The organism is Vitreimonas sp., assembly GCF_035627415.1.
Taxonomy (GTDB): Bacteria; Pseudomonadota; Alphaproteobacteria; order Caulobacterales; family Aquidulcibacteraceae; genus Vitreimonas.
The window spans coordinates 103,213-119,254 of sequence record NZ_DASPLU010000009.1 but is presented as its reverse complement, the minus strand read 5'-3'; the positions used below and the strand labels follow the sequence as shown (position 1 = coordinate 119,254).

The 16,042-nt window shown below is 66.2% G+C and carries 15 protein-coding genes; 8 read left to right on the top strand and 7 right to left on the bottom strand.

What is annotated here, in order from left to right:
- Positions 1–16 precede the first annotated feature (16 nt).
- Positions 17–1,357 carry a tetratricopeptide repeat protein gene (locus VEA80_RS06295; RefSeq protein ID WP_325059850.1) on the bottom strand — a complete coding sequence of 447 codons (1,341 nt, stop codon included), beginning with the start codon at positions 1,355–1,357 and terminating at the stop codon, positions 17–19.
- A 389-nt stretch (positions 1,358–1,746) separates the two neighbouring features.
- On the opposite strand from VEA80_RS06295, the gene VEA80_RS06290 reads away from it, so the two are divergent.
- Both VEA80_RS06290 and VEA80_RS06285 read left to right on the top strand, forming a co-directional pair.
- Complete coding sequence (locus VEA80_RS06290) at positions 1,747–2,373, top strand: TetR/AcrR family transcriptional regulator (protein ID WP_325059849.1); 627 nt, start codon at positions 1,747–1,749, stop codon at positions 2,371–2,373.
- A complete protein-coding gene (locus VEA80_RS06285) occupies positions 2,370–3,053 on the top strand; it encodes a TetR/AcrR family transcriptional regulator (protein WP_325059848.1) in 684 nt (227 codons plus the stop codon). The genes VEA80_RS06290 and VEA80_RS06285 overlap by 4 nt, the downstream gene beginning before the upstream one ends.
- Here the strand turns inward: VEA80_RS06285 and VEA80_RS06280 are convergent.
- On the bottom strand, positions 3,050–4,474 hold the full coding sequence (locus VEA80_RS06280; protein WP_325059847.1) for a sensor histidine kinase: 1,425 nt from the start codon (positions 4,472–4,474) through the stop codon (positions 3,050–3,052). The two genes, VEA80_RS06285 and VEA80_RS06280, sit on opposite strands and share 4 nt — an antisense overlap.
- A gap of 127 nt (positions 4,475–4,601) precedes the next feature.
- Between VEA80_RS06280 and VEA80_RS06275 the strand changes: the two genes are divergently transcribed.
- From VEA80_RS06275 to recR, 3 genes are all read left to right on the top strand, one after another.
- A complete protein-coding gene (locus tag VEA80_RS06275) occupies positions 4,602–6,347 on the top strand; it encodes a DNA polymerase III subunit gamma/tau (RefSeq protein WP_325059846.1) in 1,746 nt (581 codons plus the stop codon).
- A gap of 21 nt (positions 6,348–6,368) precedes the next feature.
- Positions 6,369–6,692, top strand: coding sequence for a YbaB/EbfC family nucleoid-associated protein (locus VEA80_RS06270; RefSeq protein ID WP_325059845.1), 324 nt, complete (start codon positions 6,369–6,371; stop codon positions 6,690–6,692).
- A 95-nt stretch (positions 6,693–6,787) separates the two neighbouring features.
- Entirely contained in the window at positions 6,788–7,399 is a 612-nt protein-coding gene (recR, locus tag VEA80_RS06265) for a recombination mediator RecR (protein ID WP_325059844.1), read from the top strand.
- A gap of 9 nt (positions 7,400–7,408) precedes the next feature.
- Here the strand turns inward: recR and VEA80_RS06260 are convergent, their stop codons facing one another.
- The 3 genes from VEA80_RS06260 to VEA80_RS06250 all read right to left on the bottom strand — a co-directional run bounded on the left by VEA80_RS06260 (position 7,409) and on the right by VEA80_RS06250 (position 8,529).
- On the bottom strand, positions 7,409–7,690 hold the full coding sequence (locus tag VEA80_RS06260; RefSeq protein ID WP_325059843.1) for a hypothetical protein: 282 nt from the start codon (positions 7,688–7,690) through the stop codon (positions 7,409–7,411).
- Between the two features lie 91 nt (positions 7,691–7,781).
- Positions 7,782–8,168 (bottom strand): META domain-containing protein, encoded by a 387-nt coding sequence (locus VEA80_RS06255; RefSeq protein ID WP_325059842.1) that lies wholly within the window; start codon positions 8,166–8,168, stop codon positions 7,782–7,784.
- 43 nt (positions 8,169–8,211) lie between these two features.
- Positions 8,212–8,529: a hypothetical protein gene (locus VEA80_RS06250; protein ID WP_325059841.1), complete on the bottom strand. Its 318-nt coding sequence runs from the start codon at positions 8,527–8,529 to the stop codon at positions 8,212–8,214.
- A gap of 145 nt (positions 8,530–8,674) precedes the next feature.
- On the opposite strand from VEA80_RS06250, the gene VEA80_RS06245 reads away from it, so the two are divergent.
- Positions 8,675–9,268, top strand: a complete 594-nt coding sequence (locus VEA80_RS06245) for an outer membrane beta-barrel protein (protein ID WP_325059840.1) — start codon at positions 8,675–8,677, stop codon at positions 9,266–9,268.
- A 34-nt stretch (positions 9,269–9,302) separates the two neighbouring features.
- Here the strand turns inward: VEA80_RS06245 and VEA80_RS06240 are convergent, their stop codons facing one another.
- Positions 9,303–10,922, bottom strand: coding sequence for an acyl-CoA dehydrogenase family protein (locus tag VEA80_RS06240; RefSeq protein ID WP_325059839.1), 1,620 nt, complete (start codon positions 10,920–10,922; stop codon positions 9,303–9,305).
- A gap of 102 nt (positions 10,923–11,024) precedes the next feature.
- Here VEA80_RS06240 and VEA80_RS06235 point away from each other — a divergent pair, with 102 nt between their 5' ends.
- Complete coding sequence (locus VEA80_RS06235; protein WP_325059838.1) at positions 11,025–12,770, top strand: cation:proton antiporter; 1,746 nt, start codon at positions 11,025–11,027, stop codon at positions 12,768–12,770.
- On the opposite strand, the gene VEA80_RS06230 is transcribed toward VEA80_RS06235, so the two are convergent.
- Complete coding sequence (locus tag VEA80_RS06230) at positions 12,771–13,994, bottom strand: hypothetical protein (protein ID WP_325059837.1); 1,224 nt, start codon at positions 13,992–13,994, stop codon at positions 12,771–12,773.
- 199 nt (positions 13,995–14,193) lie between these two features.
- Here VEA80_RS06230 and VEA80_RS06225 point away from each other — a divergent pair, with 199 nt between their 5' ends.
- Positions 14,194–16,008 (top strand): methyl-accepting chemotaxis protein, encoded by a 1,815-nt coding sequence (locus VEA80_RS06225; protein WP_325059836.1) that lies wholly within the window; start codon positions 14,194–14,196, stop codon positions 16,006–16,008.
- Positions 16,009–16,042 lie beyond the last annotated feature (34 nt).

The following is a 16,042-nucleotide window of genomic DNA, read 5'->3' as shown; positions in this document are numbered from 1 at the left end:
CGGCCGCCGGTTCTCATCAAGCTGCGCGCTGTTTGGCGCTCAGCTCGCGAGCCTGGCGCGCGAGGCGCCCGGCCCAAGGACTTTGCGGCTTGTGCGCGAGGCGCTCGGCCGCGATGGCTTCCGCCGCAGCGGCGAAGCCGCCGCGCAGCGCTGCGTGCATCGCCGTCAGCGAGAGGATGTCGCGCTGCGCATGGCTGCCGCCGAAGCGCTGGGCGAGGCCGCGGGTGGCGGCGATCTTCTCGAGCGCTTCGCCGTAGCGGCCGGCTTCGAACGCCACGAACGCTTCCGCCAAAGGCAGACCGACTTTGCGCGTCATGTAGCCGTTGTCGCCGCCATCGGCCGCCGCCTTGCGCATCGCCTTCAGCGTGCGCTCGGCGTCCGTGGCGCGGCCGGCGCCCAGGAAGGCCATGACCGCATGCAGATCGTTGAAGGCGTAGAACGCATCTTCGCCAGCACGCTGCCAGCACGCCGCCAGCTTCTCGAAGCGGTCGCCGACATCGACGCCTTCCAGGTGCAGGCGCCACAACATCGCCGACGCATCGATCCATTCGAGCATAACTTGCGCGGTCGGATCGGGACGCACCTTCTCGTCATAGAGCTTCAGCACCTCGCCGGTGTCGCCCTTGTCGAGATAGAGCAGACCGAGGTGCCACCAATTGTGATAGGCGAAGCCGCTCTCCGGGGCCCAGTGCTGCGCGTTGTTCGCGAGCCAGGGAATGCCGGTGTCGAGATCGCCGCGCATCTCGTTGACGTGCGCCACCGCGTGCACCGCCCAACCGTCGCGCGGGTCGGCTTCGACCGCTTGGCGGCCGTAAATGTCGGCGCGGGCGAAATCGCCGCATTCTTCGAGGCCGAACGCTGCCATGCCTTGGATGTAGCTGCAGCCCTCTTCGCCGCGCTTGAAGGCGCGCAACGCTTGCAGCGGCCAGTCCCGCAATTCGCTCTGCATGCCGACGAAGAAGCAGCCGACATGGGCGTACTGCAAAGCGAGCACGTCACGCGGGTTATCCTGCGCGATGCGGCCGTAGCGCATCGTGCCGTCGATGTAGCGGCCTTCGGCCCAATCCTGCGCCGCCTGCAGATGCATGCGTTCACGCTCGTTGAGGTTGGCGGCAGCGCCGGCGCGCAGGCTACGCTCCGTTTCCTCGGCGTAGGCCTTGTCGGTTGCGGTGACCAAGAGGCCCGCGCGCGCCGCCCAAGCGCCGCCGAAATCCGGGTCTTCGGCCAGCGCCGCATCGAGCGCCGCGACCGGATCGCCGCGATAGAGGCGGATAAGGTCGAGCGCCTCGTCGTACTTCTGCATCGCCGCTTGCGATTGGGTCGAGGCGGGATTGCCGTAACGGTCCTTCAAAGCCATGGGAATTCTCCGCTGAGGCCGCGCGCCATGCGCAGCGGCCAAGAAAAACTGTGGTTGTCGTCAGCCCCAAGGGCCGGAGTACACGGTCAGCGAAAGTGCAGCTGCCGCGCTGTGCCAGAAGACGACGAGGGACACCAAGAATGCGAGGCCGCGAGACATGACGCTTTCCTTTATCTCCATTCGCCGGACGGGCGTGTCCGACGGGTTCGACGTGTAAACTCGGGCCGCTCGCGGAGATAGAAAACTCGTGGTGCGGCGCCTGCGTTTTGTAAAAAAGCATTTGGATCAATGATGTTACGGGCGTCACAGTCATTGGTCGCCGCATCTGCGAGATGACGAACCCGTGAGAACCGCACTCGCGGTACAGTACCTGTGGTATGGTTTCAGCGATGGCCGTGAAGGTGTTGAGCAAAGGCGAAGCGACCCGCGAGCGCATCTGCGCCGCGGCCGAGCGCATCGTGCTGCAGAAGGGCTTCGCCGCGACCCCGCTCGACGAGATCATGGAGGCCGCGGGCGTCACCAAAAGCGGCTTCTTCTATCACTTCAAGGACAAGCACGATCTCGCGAAGGCGCTGCTGCGCCGCTACGTCGAGCACGACACGCGGATCATGGACGAGCTGTTCGCCAAGGCGGACGCGCTGATTGACGATCCGCTGCACGCCTATCTCGCCTTCCTGAAGATGTTCTCCGAAGTGATGGCCGACCTGCCCGGGCGCCACCCCGGCTGCATGGTCGCGTCGTATTGCTATCAGGATCAAATCTACAATCGCGAAATTCGCGCCATGAGCATGGACGGTGTCATGATGTGGCGCGATCGTTTCAAGCAACGTCTCGAAGCGATCGCCGAACGCTATCCGCCGCGTGTGCCGATCGATCTCGATGCGCTCGCCGACATGAACATCACCATCGTCGAAGGCGGCATCATCCTGGAGAAGGGCTGGCGCGAAAAAGGAAGCCTGCCGCGTCAAGTGCTGATGCTGCGTGACCTCGTCAAGACAGTGTTCGAACCCGCATGAGCGACACAGATCTAAAATCCCCGAGCCGCGGCGAACGCACCCGCGTCCAGCTGATGGACATCGCTCAAGTCGCCATTCTTGAAAAAGGCTATGCTGCGACTTCGATCGACGAGCTGATCGCGCAGGCCGGCATCACCAAAAGCGGCTTCTTCTATCATTTCGAGGACAAGCTGAATCTCGGCAAACAGCTGCTGCGTCGCGACAACGAGATGATCGAAGCGGGTCTGACACAAATCTTCGAGGCCGCGGATAAGACGCACGATTGTCCGCTCGAGGCGCTGCTCGAAGGCGTGCTGCGCTACGGCCGCGCCGCCGCTGAGTCGCCGACCGAGCGGCCGGGCTGCCTCGCCGCGGCGTTTTCCTATCAAGAAGCGCTGTTCGACGAAGAGGTGCGCGAGGCCGTGCGCGCTGGCCTCGTCTTCCGGCGCAGAGTTTTGCGCGAGCGCCTGGAGCGGGTCGTGGCGAAGTATCCGCCCGCCGCGCCCGTCGACCTGGAGGCGCTCGCCGACATGCTGGTGGCCGTCATACAGGGCGGCATGGTCATCGATCGCGTGCGCGATGAGCCCGGCGTTCTGCAGGCGCAAGTCGAGCTCTACTGCGCCTATCTGCGTGCGGTCTTCAAACAGCCGGGTGAAAGCAGCCCTTCGCGCCCGGTGTCGGCGGCATCCGCCGACCTTTAGGCCGCTGCCGCTTGCTGCGCAGCCGGCGCTGACCTCAGGAAGAGCGTGAACATCGAACCCTTGCCGAGTTCGCTTCGGGCGACGACGTCGCCGCCCATGGCGCGCGCCAACCGGCGCGTGATGACGAGGCCGAGACCCGCCCCGTCGTGGCGTGTCTTGCCGGCGTCCGCCTGGACGAACGGCTGGAAAAGCTTCGCTAGATCATCCGCACCGATGCCCTGGCCGGTATCGCGCACCGAAATGGCGACGCCGTCCTCCCCGCCCAGTCGGCAGCCGCGCGCAAGCAGCAATATGTCGCCGTCGCGCGTGAACTTCGCCGCATTCGACAAAAGATTCAGCACGCATTGGCGCAGGCGGGTCTCGTCGGCCTGCACTGCGACCACGCCTTCATCGACGACAAGCCGGCAGGTCGTGCCGTTCTTGGAGGCGAGCGGCAGCACAGTGTCGAGCGCTTCGCGGAGGATCGGGGCGACCTCTACCGCGGCCATGCTGAGTTCGAGCTTGCCGGCCTCGATCCGTGAAAAGTCGAGCACCTCGTTGATGAGGGTCAACAAATGCGTAGCCGCCTTTCGAATGCGGCCGAGGTCCGCGGCGCTTTGCGCAACATCGCCGCCGGCGAGGTCTTCCTCGATGATTTCCGCATAGCCGATCACGGCGTTGAGCGGCGTCCGCAGCTCGTGGCTCATGCTGGCGAGGAAGGCGGACTTCGCCTTGTTGGCGGCTTGGGCGCGCTGCGTCGCGTGGGCCAGCTGCTGAGTGCGCTCCACGACGCGGCGCTCCAGGTGCTCCGCCGCCTCTTCGGCTTTCAACCGCGCGTCGATCAGATCTCCGAAACTCGCGGCGCCCGCGCGGGCCATTGTGATCGCATTGAAGCCAAGTGTCCCGGCAAGCAGGGCCAGCAGCACGCCGACGCCGCCTTCGCCTAAGGCATAGCCGTTCAACACGAGGCCCAGCAGCGGCGCCGGGATCGTGAAGAAGATCATTGTGCGGGTCATGACGTGCAGCGAGGCGCAGACGATTGCGCCGCCTGCGCAGAAGAGCACGCCGATCAACGGCCCCGGTCCCGGCGCGAATGCGAGCAGCGCGTATGGCAGCACGTAGCAGGCGGTTAGCGCCGCGAGCACGAGCATGTGCTTGTCGACGATACGCTGCAGGCTGGCCTCATCCAGCTGATCGAGGCTGTCGGCGAGGCGGAAGAAGGCTCGCCGCGCCACCTGATCGATGACAATGCCCAGCGCGGCGCCCGCTGCACAGAGAGACCACCACCAGCCAGGCACGACGGCGGCGATGGCGATCGGTACGACTGTGACCGAAGCGTAGCGGGTCAGGGCATGGCGGCTCCAGGCGATTTCCAGAAAACGCCGGAGGGTAAGGACCCATGCCCGCCGGGACGGTCTGCCCTGGTCTACCACCGATCTCATCCCCCCTCGCCGAACTGCGCGGCTGAGCGGCCGATCCTGGCGCGGGATGGTAAAAATGCGTTCAATACCGCTGGATTGGGCCCGTCGCCGGGCTCGTATTTCCGAGTGAAGGCCTTAGGTTTCTCCCGTGAGCGAATCCCCCACCCTGTTCGGCGACGATACGACCGGTCCCGGCTACGTTGTGCTGGCGCGGAAATACCGCCCGCGCACCTTCGCCGACCTGATCGGCCAGGAAGCGATGGTGCGCACCATTGCCAACTCGTTCGCGCTCGGGCGCATCCCGCACGCCTATATGCTGACCGGGGTCCGCGGCGTCGGCAAAACCACCACCGCCCGTTTGCTGGCGCGCGCGCTGAACTACAAATGCGGCGACTTGAACGCGCCACAGATCGAACTCGACCCCTTGGGAGAGCATTGCCAGGCGATCATGGAGAGCCGCCATCCCGACGTGTTCGAGATGGACGCCGCCTCCCGCACCGGCATCGGCGACATCCGCGAGTTGCTCGACAGCGTCCGCTATGCGCCGGTGATGGCGCGCCATAAGGTCTACATCATCGACGAAGTGCACATGCTCTCGACCGCGGCCTTCAACGGCTTGCTGAAGACGCTCGAAGAGCCGCCGCCGCACGTGAAGTTCATCTTCGCTACGACCGAGATCCGCAAAGTGCCGGTCACCGTGCTGTCGCGCTGCCAACGTTTCGACCTGAAGCGGATCGACAGCGAGCGGCTCGCCGCGCACCTCGCCAACATCTGCGCCAAAGAAGGCGTGAAGGTGGAGCCGGACGGGGTTGCGCTGATCGCCCGCGCCGCCGAGGGCTCGGCGCGCGACGGGCTTTCCCTGCTCGATCAGGCGCTGGTGCAGAAGCCGGGTGAAGTCGTCACCGCGGCGGACGTGCGCGAGATGCTCGGCCTCGCCGATCGCGGCCGCGTGCTCGACCTGTTCGAAGCCATTGCGCGCGGTGACGCCAAGACAGCGATCAGCGAAGCGCGCGCCCAGTACGACAGCGGCGCCGATCCGACCTTGATCCTGCGCGATCTCTTGGACATCGGCCATGAAGCCGCCCGCGCCCAAGCGCTCGGCGACGACGCGCGCATCATCGGCGGCGCCGACTGGGTCGCGCGCGTGCGGGGGCTCGGCTCGAGCCTCACCCCGGCGCAACTCTCGCGCCTCTGGCAAATGCTGCTGAAGGCGCTCGAAGAAGCTGGCAAAGCGCCCGATCCGATCGCCGCGGTCGAGATGGCGATGGTTCGCCTCTGCGCCGCCCAATCGCTGCCGCCGCCGGAGGACGCCGCGCGCCTGCTGCGCGATGGAGCGCCGTCCTGGAGCGCCGGCGTCCCCGCCGGCGGAGGTCCCGCCACACGAGACGCGACGGTGAACGAAGCGCCGGCGAGGACGCCTGCGGTCCAAGAGGCGCCTGCGCACAAGCTGCGCTCTTTCGAAGACGTCACCGCGCTCGTCGCATCCGAGCGCATGATCGAGCTCGAACTCGCACTCGAGCGCATGAAGGTCACGCACTTTTCGCCCAATGGCGACATCGTCTTCGTCGCCGCCGCCGACCAGCCGCGCGAGCTGGTGCGCCAGCTCAAGGCGTTTCTCGAAGAGCATACCGAGATTGAATGGCGCATCCGCGCCAGCGATGCGCCGGCCGCGCCGGTGGAAAGCCTCGCCGAACGCCGCAAGCGTGAGGAAGCGCGCGCGCTCGAAGAGCTGAAGCGTCAGCCTTTCGTGGCCGAGGCGCTGAAGCATTTTCCGAACGCCGAAGTCGCGGCTGTGCGCCAGCCTGTGGATGAGAGCGCCGGCGGCGATGTCGTGCCGATGCCCGCCTCGACGCAGAAGCCCGCGCCCTCCCCGGCGCGCAAGAAGGAAGTTTGATTTTACGAAGGACTTTTGGCGATGAAAGACATCTCGCAGATCATGCGCCAGGCGCAGGCCATGCAGGCCAAGATCACCGAGGCGCAGAAGAAGCTGGAGGCGATGGAAGTCGAAGGCAGCGCCGGCGGCGGCCTGGTGCGCTTGCGCCTCTCCGGCAAGAACGCGCTGCTCGGCCTCAGCCTTGATCCGTCGCTGATGGTGGCCGGCGAGCAGGAAATCTTGGAGGACCTGGTGAAGGCCGCCCACGACGACGCGCGCCGCAAGCTCGAAGATGCGCAGCAGGAAGAGATGAAGGGCTTGAGCGGCGGCCTGGGTATTCTGCCGGGCTTCAAGATGCCGTTTTAATGGCGCGCTTCGCGCACCCGGACTTCGACGCTCTGCGGCACGCGGTCTGCGACGCCGCTCGCGCCCGGCCCTGACGCACGCTAGATCTCACCACGATGCGCTCCAAATCCGCCACCGCCGCGCCTGAGATCGAGGCGCTCATTTCGCTTCTCGCCAAAGTACCGGGGCTTGGGCCGCGCTCCGCGCGGCGCGCGGCGCTGCAGCTGCTGAAGAAGAAGGACGCGCTGATGGTGCCGCTCGCCGCTGCGCTCGGCGAAGCGGCGGAGAAAGTGCGCGCCTGCTCCATTTGCGGCGCCCTCGATACGCAAGACCCCTGCATGCTGTGCAGCAATCCCGAGCGCGACGACGGCCTCATTTGCGTCGTCGCGGAAGTCGGCGATGTCTGGGCGCTGGAGCGCGCCGGCGCCTTCAAGGGCCGTTACCACGTCCTCGGCGGCGTGCTCTCCGCGCTCGACGGCGTTCGCCCCGACGATCTCCGCATCGCCAAACTGATCGAACGCGCCGGCGCGCCCGGCGTGCGCGAAGTGATCCTTGCGCTCTCCGCCACCGTGGACGGGCAAACCACGGCGCATTATCTCGCCGAACGTCTGCAACCGCTCGGCGTCACAGTGAGCCGCCTCTCGCACGGCGTGCCGGTCGGCGGCGAACTTGACTTGCTCGATGACGGCACCTTGTTCGCCGCACTGCAGAGCCGGCGGCCGTCCTAGCCTGATCGCCTATTCGGGGTGACGCTCGATGCACTTCGTTCGTGCGCGCGTCACGCGGGGATCCATCAGACCTTCAGCGCGGAAACGCTGCAACGCGACTTCGTAATCTTCGTACGTCACGGTGCGTGTGATTTCTTCCCACGTGCACACGCACACCGCGCTTGCGCTCGGACACGACGCTTCGAAGCGGGCGCGCGCACTTTCCGGATACGGATGCGGCGCTGACCGGCCGCACGCGGACAATGTCGCCGCAACAGCTATCGCGCCTATGGCGGCCCAGACCAACCGCATGACCGTCTCCCGCCCGGCAAGACTTGCCGACCTCGCCCCGGATTATGCCGCAACAGGGTTAAGTGCGATGCAAAAAACGTGATTAAAGCGATCAGCCCGCGCGCAAAGTCATGCTCTGACCGCTGCTGTCACTGATGATCAGCGTGTCGCCGAGCCGGTTGTAGCTCTGCGCCGCCGCCAGCGCCTGAAAGAACGCCGCTTCGCGCTGCATCATGGCCGGTTCGCACGCCATCCGCGTGCTGCCCACATCATGAACGCTGATCGCGCCGTCGCCGGCGGCGTACTCTCCAAAATAGCGGTTACAGCCGCCACTGCCGACGATGCGGTCTCGCGAGAACTCGATGGTGGGCGCCCGTGCCCCGATGGTCTGGCCGCCGAGCGTCGTCACCGCCCAGCGTGTGCCGGAAAGTTCCGCGCGCGGCGCTGTCGAGGCGCACGCGGCGGCCACGAGCGCGCCGGCGCAACAAAGCGCCGCCATCGGCATGCGGGCTGGCCACTGGACCTTCACGCATCGCAGAACGTCACGGCGCGGGCGTCGGTTCCTGACCGGCCGGCGCGGGCGTGAGCGAGGCGTGACACGCGCTTCTCATGTCGACGATCCGCCGCATCAGCGGATGCGCGTCGCGCTCGGGGCCAGGCAAACGCTCGAGCGCAGCGAAGTCGTTCGGATCGATCTCAGCCTCGATCCGATCCCAGGTGCACGCGCACAATCCCGGCACGCCGCTCTGCCGTTCGCAGGCTTGCATGAAGCCCTGCTCCACACCGGGCGGATATCCGCGTTGCGCTGGCGAGCAGGCCGCGAAAGCGAGAAACGCGCAGAGGCCGAGCACAACACGCATCAGTTCGCACCCTCTTCCGTCCGTTCGCCCCATCATCTATTCCGCCAGCACAACTGGACGCAACGGCAAGTCTTGTCACGCCAATTGCGCCCCACTAGCGTCCGGTTTGGAGGGCGGCGCACTTGCCGTCCGGTGGGGGAAATCCATGAAGAGAAGACTGGCCCTTGCGGCCGCGAGCGCGCTTGGCTTTTTTGCAACTCCGGCGCTAGCGCAGGACAATGCGCAACCTGTAACTCAAGACGGCGATTCCGGCTTCTACGCCGGCGGCGGCATCAATCTCTATTTCATCGACAAGGACGACGCCGCCGACGGCATGGGCATCGTGTTCGAAGACCAGCCCTCGCCCGGCGCTTTCGTTGGCCGCGTCGGCTACGCGTTCAACGAATACTTTGCGGTCGAAGTCGAAGCCGGCATCGGCGGAGCCAAATCCGAATTTGAAGGCCCCGGCATCGAGGGCGACATCGGCGTGACCGGCCCGATGGGTGCGCATGCAGTGCTCACGATGCCAGTCAGCGAAGGCGGCGGCTACCTGCTGGCGCGCGCTGGCTACAGCACCGTCACGATCGAGCGTGAGATGAACGGGGTCGAGTACGAAGACCTCGACGTCAGCGGCGCCTCGTTCGGCATTGGCGGCGGCGTTCGCAGCGGCAGCTGGGACCTTCGCGCCGAATACAGCTTCATGTCGGGCGGCGACGCCAATTCCGGCGTGCTCAGCATGGTCGCGCTGCACCGCTTTTAAGCGAGTTTGAGGATGGGCGGGCGACCGCCCATTCTCAATTCACGCCTTCTTCCAGCAGACGCCTGCCGATCACCATGGCCTGAATCTCGCCCGCGCCCTCGAAGATGTTAAGGATGCGCGCGTCGGCGAGAACGCGGCTGATCGGGTACTCGACGGCAAAGCCGTTGCCGCCGTGGATCTGCAGCGCATTGTCCGCCGCCGCCCATGCGACGCGCGCCGCAAGCAGCTTCGCCATACCCGCTTCGAGATCGCAGCGTTTGCCGCTATCCTTGCGGCGCGCCGAGAAGTACGTGAGCTGACGCACCGCCATCAGCTCAGCCGCGATCATCACCAGCTTGTTCGACACCCGCGGGAAATGGAAAATCTCCTGCCCGAACTGCTTGCGCTCGATCGCGTACTTGAGACCCAGCTCGAGCGCGCTCTGCGCCACGCCGACAGCGCGCGCAGCCGTCTGGATGCGCGCGCTTTCGAACGTCGCCATCAGCTGCTTGAAGCCTTGCCCTTCGACGCCGCCAAGCAGGTTGGCCGCCGGCACTTTGAACCCGTCGAAGCCGATCTCGTACTCCTTCATGCCGCGATAGCCGATCACTTCGATCTCGCCGCCGCTCATGCCTGGCGTCGGGAACGGATCGGCGTCGTCGCCGCGCTGCTTCGGCGCCAGCAGCATGGAGAGGCCGTTGAAACCGGTCGTGCTCGGATCTGTGCGCACGAGCAGCGTCATCATGTCGGCGCGGGCCGCATGCGTGATCCAGGTCTTGTTTCCTGTGACGACATAGTGGTCGCCCTCGCGCACCGCGCGCGTGCGCAGCGAGCCAAGGTCGCTGCCCGTGTTCGGCTCGGTGAACACCGCGGTTGGAAGAATCTCCGCGCTCGCGATCTTCGGAAGCCATTCGGCCTTCTGTTCTGGCGTGCCGCCGATCAGGATCAGTTCGGCCGCAATCTCGCTGCGGGTGCCGAGTGAGCCCGTGCCGATCCAGGCGCGCGACAGCTCCTCCGAGACGACGCACATCGCTGTCTTGCCGAGCCCGGAGCCGCCGAACTCTTCGGGAATCGTAAGCCCGAACACGCCGAGCGCGCCCATCTCCTCGACCACACGGAGCGGGATGAACTCGTCCTTGCAGTGCCACTCGTGCGCGTAGGGCACGATCCTGTCGTCGGCGAACTTGCGAAACTGCGTGCGGATGAGATCGAGATCCTCGTCGAGGTTTACGTCCTCGAACGTCGCCCGGCCCTGGGCTTCATGCAGCAGCGCGGCGAGGCGCGTCTTCTCCGCCTGCGTAATGTGCAACGTCACAGGCGGCGGCTCGACGCCGAAATCGGCCGGCCGGACCATCTCCACCTGCGTCATCGGCACGCCGCCGGCGAGCTGGGCGCCATACTCGGCGGCGAGCAGATGCGCGAGCAATTGTTCGGTCCCGCCGAATGCGTCCCGCCGCGTTAGCGCCGCGGCCCAGTCCCGCACTTCCCGCAGCGTCTCGGCGTAGGTGGCGACCCAGGCCAGCCCGTGAACGAGGTGCTGCTCGCGGTCGATCGCCAGGCGATCGATCTTGCCGCCTGCGGAAACCAGAGGCCGCACCGCAGCCTTGGCTCTATCCGCATAGGCCGCAGCTGCGGCAGCGGCGTTTTCCAATTGCGTCAGCAGCTCAACGCTCATGCAATCCTCTCTGAGTCGGTCCACTTAAACCGGCTTTTCGCACTTGCGAAAGAGGGGCGGAGCGCTGTCGCAACGGCGCCATGCGCCTGAGGGCCGAAGTCGATGCAGCACGCCAGCGCCGGAAGCGAAATCGTCGTTGCTCAGACACTGCTATTCCTGGGCGCGACCTGCTTGCTCATCCCGGCGCTGCGCAAGGCGCGGATCAGCGCCGTGATGGGGTTTCTGCTGATCGGCGTCGCCATGGGCCCGCAGATGCTCGGCCGGCTGGCGACGGAATACCCCTTGCTGAGCGCCTTCGATCTGGAAGAGGCCGAGCCGACCCTGCTGCTGGCCGAACTCGGCGTCGTCTTCCTGCTCTTCATCATCGGCCTCGAAGTGTCGTTCGAACGGCTCTGGGCGCTCAAGCGCTATGTGCTCGGGCTTGGGGTCTCGCAAGTTGTCGTCACCGCCGGGGCGATCGGGGCAGTCGCGCTAGCGTTCGGCAATTCGCCGACGGTCTCGGCGGTCCTTGGCCTTGCGTTCGCGCTCTCCTCTACGGCGCTTGTACTCCAATTGTTGCGTGAACGGAGCCAGATCACCACCAGCGTCGGACGCGCGAGCTTCTCGGTGCTGCTGACTCAAGACCTGATGGTCGTGCCGATCCTCTTCATCGTCGCAGCGTTGGGCAGCCAAAGCGGATTATTCGAACCGGACGAAATCGGGCTCGCTTTGCTCAGCGCTGTCGCCGCGATCGCCGCGATCGTCACCGCCGGGCGCCTGCTGCTGCGGCCGCTATTCCGCTGGGTCGCCGGCGCCAACAGCCGCGAAGTCTTTATCGCCGCCGCCTTCTTCGCCGCCATCGCCATGGCGGCCGCGACGCGAGCAGCCGGACTCTCCACAGCGCTCGGCGCTTTCCTCGCCGGCATGCTGCTCGCGGAAACCGAATTCCGCCGCCAGATCGAAACCGACCTCGAGCCGTTCAAGGACCTGCTGCTCGGCCTCTTCTTCGTCACCGTCGGCATGCAGATCGACGTCGGCCTTCTGCTCGGCGAACCCATCCGCATCATGCTCGTCGTCGCGGGGCTTTTCATCGTCAAAGGGCTGATCATCGCGCCCTTGGCCCGCGCATTCGGCCTTCCCTGGCCGCGCGCCATCGAACTGGCGTTCCTGCTCGGCCAAGCCGGCGAATTTGCGTTCGTGGTGGTCGCCGTCGCGCGAACCGCGGGCGCGATCCCCGAAGCCATCGCCGACTTCATGCTGCTGGTGACGGCGCTTTCGATCTTCTTCACACCGCTGGTCGCCACACTCGGGCGGCGCCTTTCGCAGCGCGTGCTCGGCAGCGTCGCGCACGCGCCGCCCCAGGAAGCGGCCGAGGAACGCGGCCACGTCGTCATCGCCGGCTTCGGCCGCGTCGGCCAAACGCTGGCCGATCTTCTGTCGGCCCAGGACATCGGCAGCGTCGGCGTCGAGACCGACACGGCGCTCGTCCATGAACTTCAGAACAAGGGCCGGCGCGTCTATTATGGCGACGCCAGCAACAGCTCGGTGCTCCGTTCGCTGGGCGCGGCGCGGGCGGCGGCGATCGTCGTCACCATCAACGACCCCAAAGCGGTGAATCGGATCGTCGCCGAGGCCCGGCGCTGCTGGCCTGGCATCCCGGTCTATGCGCGCGCCCGCGACGCCGCCCATGCGCGCAGCCTTCACGAGGCAGGCGCCGCGCTCGCCACCGCCGAGACCGTCGAGTCAGCGCTTCAGCTCGGTGAAGCGCTGCTCAACGGCATCGGCGTGCCCGACGAAGTCGCGGCTCGTATAATCGATGGACAGCGCGAGGCCGAACTCAACAAGGCGCTCTACGGCCCGCGCGCCTGATCACATCTTGTATTGCAGCACGACGCGGGTGCGCGTGCGCGAGGCCGGCGAAGGGGCATCGCCCGCTTCGTAGTCGCCGTGCTCGATCGCGAAGCTCACATTGTCCGTCAGATCCGCACTGACCGCGAGATCGATTTCATTGCCGAAGTCGACGCCGGTGCGCTCGGCCTCGAACTCGTACCAGCGAGCCATGAATTCGAGATCGCCAAGGAAGCTCGGCGCCCATTCCGGCGTGTATGTCACCATCACATTGAAGTCGTTGACGCCGTCTGCCGGCTTGCTGCTGAACGCGCCAGCCCAGCCCTGGAAGCTGTTCGACGAACCGATCGGCACGAAGAAGCCGCGCGCGCCGTCGCCCTCGAGCGACTCGTACCAGACTTGGCCGAACCATTCCCCGCGGCGAACACCGAGCGAGGCCTGCCAGTAATCGAGATCGAACGAGAGCGTGGAATTGCCGTAATCGGTCTGCACCGCATGGCTCGCCGCGTAGGTGAACTCGGCGCCCATCGCCTCGATCTCGCCGCTCGCGCGAGCGCCGAGGAATTGCGAGGACTGATTGACCGCCGCCGGCGTGTCGAAGTCGAACGCATAGAGGAACCCAGTCAGCTTCAGCGCGGGCGACACGTTCTGCGACACATTGAGAAGATGGGATTCGCCTTCCCAATCATTGAGCTCGGCCGTCGTGTTGTTGACCTGATCGACATAGGCGTAGGTCGCCCGCAGCCCGCCCAACGTCACGTCGCCGCGAACGGCGTCGAGCGTGCGCGCATCTTGGCGCGAGTTGGAGCCGTCGACGAAGCGTTTGTCGTCGAACTCGATGGTCTGACGCCCGATCGTGCCGGTGAAGTGCTCGTTGGCGCGCCAAGAAAGCTGCAGCCGGTTGAGTTCGGCGCCCTGCGGGTCGGGAATGCTCGCGTACGGCTCGGCCGGCGGGGCGCCGTCGTTGAAGTCGCCGCCGAGATGGCGAACGTCCTCGATTTCGACGATCGCGCTCAAGCCCTGCCAGCTATCGGTTTTCCAGCCGAGCCGCGTGCGCAGCGTGAACGCATCCGCCTCCGCCAAACCAGCCTGATCCAGCGTCTCCAGCCGCGGCCGCGCTTCCAGGATGAGATCGCCGCCAGTGACCGCCTCGCTCAAGCTCGCGGCCTCTTCGGCGCTTGCCGCGCCCGTAATCATGGCTGCAGCCAACGCAGCCTCTAGCGTACGCACTACGACTTTCGACATATGCAATCCCCCTGCGCGCAACACCCTGCGCGCGTTTCGCAAGATGCGTGTGGCGGTGCGGTTAATCACATCTTGCCAGCACTGCACTTCATTTTCTCCAACTGCTGTTTTCTCACGCGAAAGCGACGGGAATTCGCAGCGGTGAGGAATGCTTAATGCGCATCGCGCATTGCTCTCCTGAATTCACGGAGTCGTCGCAATGATCTCGATCAACGACCTGAAGCTCTCACGCAAGCTGGTGCTTGGCTTTACTGCGGTGATCGCAGTCATCGTGGCGACGGGCGCTGTCGCGCTCGTCAACATCAACACGATGAACGAGGCGCGCGCGGCCACCACGCGCGGGAACGCGGCGCTGGCGGCCGTGGCCGACGCGCAGTTCCGACTGGCGCGCCAGGAGAACTCGGTGCGCGGCTGGCTGATCAGTCTCGACCCGTACTATCTTGAGCGGGTCGAAAGCCACCGGGCGAAGTTCAAGGATGCGCTGACAACGCTGCGCAGCCTGGTCAGCGCCGAACAACAGGCCAGCATCGCCGCCACCGAAGCGGCGGCCGACCAATGGTACGACGGCATCGTTCCTCAAGCCACGCAGCTCGCGCAGGATCCGGCGACGCGTGCGCAGGCGGCGGCGCTTGTCGGCAACAACGGCGTCGCCGACCAGCTGATCGCCCCGGCCGAGGAAGGCATCGAAGCCACCATCGCGGCGGTCAGCGCCGATCTCGAGCATCTCGAAGCGCGGTCCAAAGCCGCCGCGGAAATGGTGGCGATCGTCATCCTGGGCGGGCTGTTGCTCACCGCGCTGCTGGCGATCGGCATCGGCGTGCTGCTGACACGCACGATCGCGGCGCCGGTCACCGCGATGACCGACGCGATGCGTCGGCTCGCCGCCGGCGACAAGACCATCGTCGTCCCCGCGATCGGCCGCAAGGACGAAGTCGGCGAGATGGCGGGCGCCGTGCAGGTGTTCAAGGACGCCGCCATCGCCCTCGATCGCGCAGCCGCCGAAAAAGCGCGGATGGAAGAAGAAGCCGCCGCCGAACGCGCGCGCAACGACGCGGCACGCTCGGAAGCGGAGAAAGAGCAAAACGAAGTCGTGGGCGCGCTTGCCGATGCGCTCGACGGCGTCGCCAAAGGCGACCTCACCCGTCAAGTGACGACCCGCTTCGCGGGTCGCTACGAAAAGCTGCGCGAAGATTTCAACGCGGCAATCCGGCAGCTGCACGAGGCCATGAGTCTCGTCGCCCAATCGACCCACTCGATCACAGCCGGCTCCAGCGAGATCAACCAGGCCGCGGGCGAACTCTCCCGCCGCACAGAGACGCAGGCGGCGTCGCTCGAGGAGACCGCGGCCGCCCTCGACGAGATCACGGCCGCCGTCTCGAAGACGGCCACCGGCGCCTCGCACGCCAACACGACGGTCACCCAAGCCCGCACCGAGGCGCAGCGGGGCGGCGAAACCGTCGCCGAGGCGGTCAAGGCCATGACCGAGATCGAGCAGTCGTCGCAACAGATCGCTCAGATCATCGGCGTCATCGACGAGATCGCGTTCCAGACCAACCTGCTCGCACTCAACGCCGGCGTCGAAGCCGCGCGCGCGGGCGAAGCCGGCCGCGGCTTCGCGGTGGTCGCCTCCGAAGTGCGCGCGCTGGCGCAACGGTGCGCCGACGCCGCCAAGGAGATCAAAGCGCTGATCTCCGCGAGCGGCGAACACGTGCAAGCCGGCGTCGAACGCATTCATCACGCTGGCGAGGCGATCGGCGGCATCGTCGCTAAGATCGCCGAGATCAGCACGCTGGTGGGCGAGATCGCCGCGTCCGCCAAGGAGCAATCGGTCGGTCTCGGCGAAGTCAACACCGCCATCAACCAGATGGATCAGGTGACACAGCAGAACGCGGCGATGGTGGAAGAAACCACCGCCGCGAGCCGCGTTCTCGCCGACGGCGCGCGCGACTTGGGCCGACTGGTCGGTCAATTCAAGATCGCGGGCGTTGCGGCGCAGGCGCGTCACGCGGCGTAGGCGAGCGGCCTTGTTGCCGCCATGCGAACAGGAG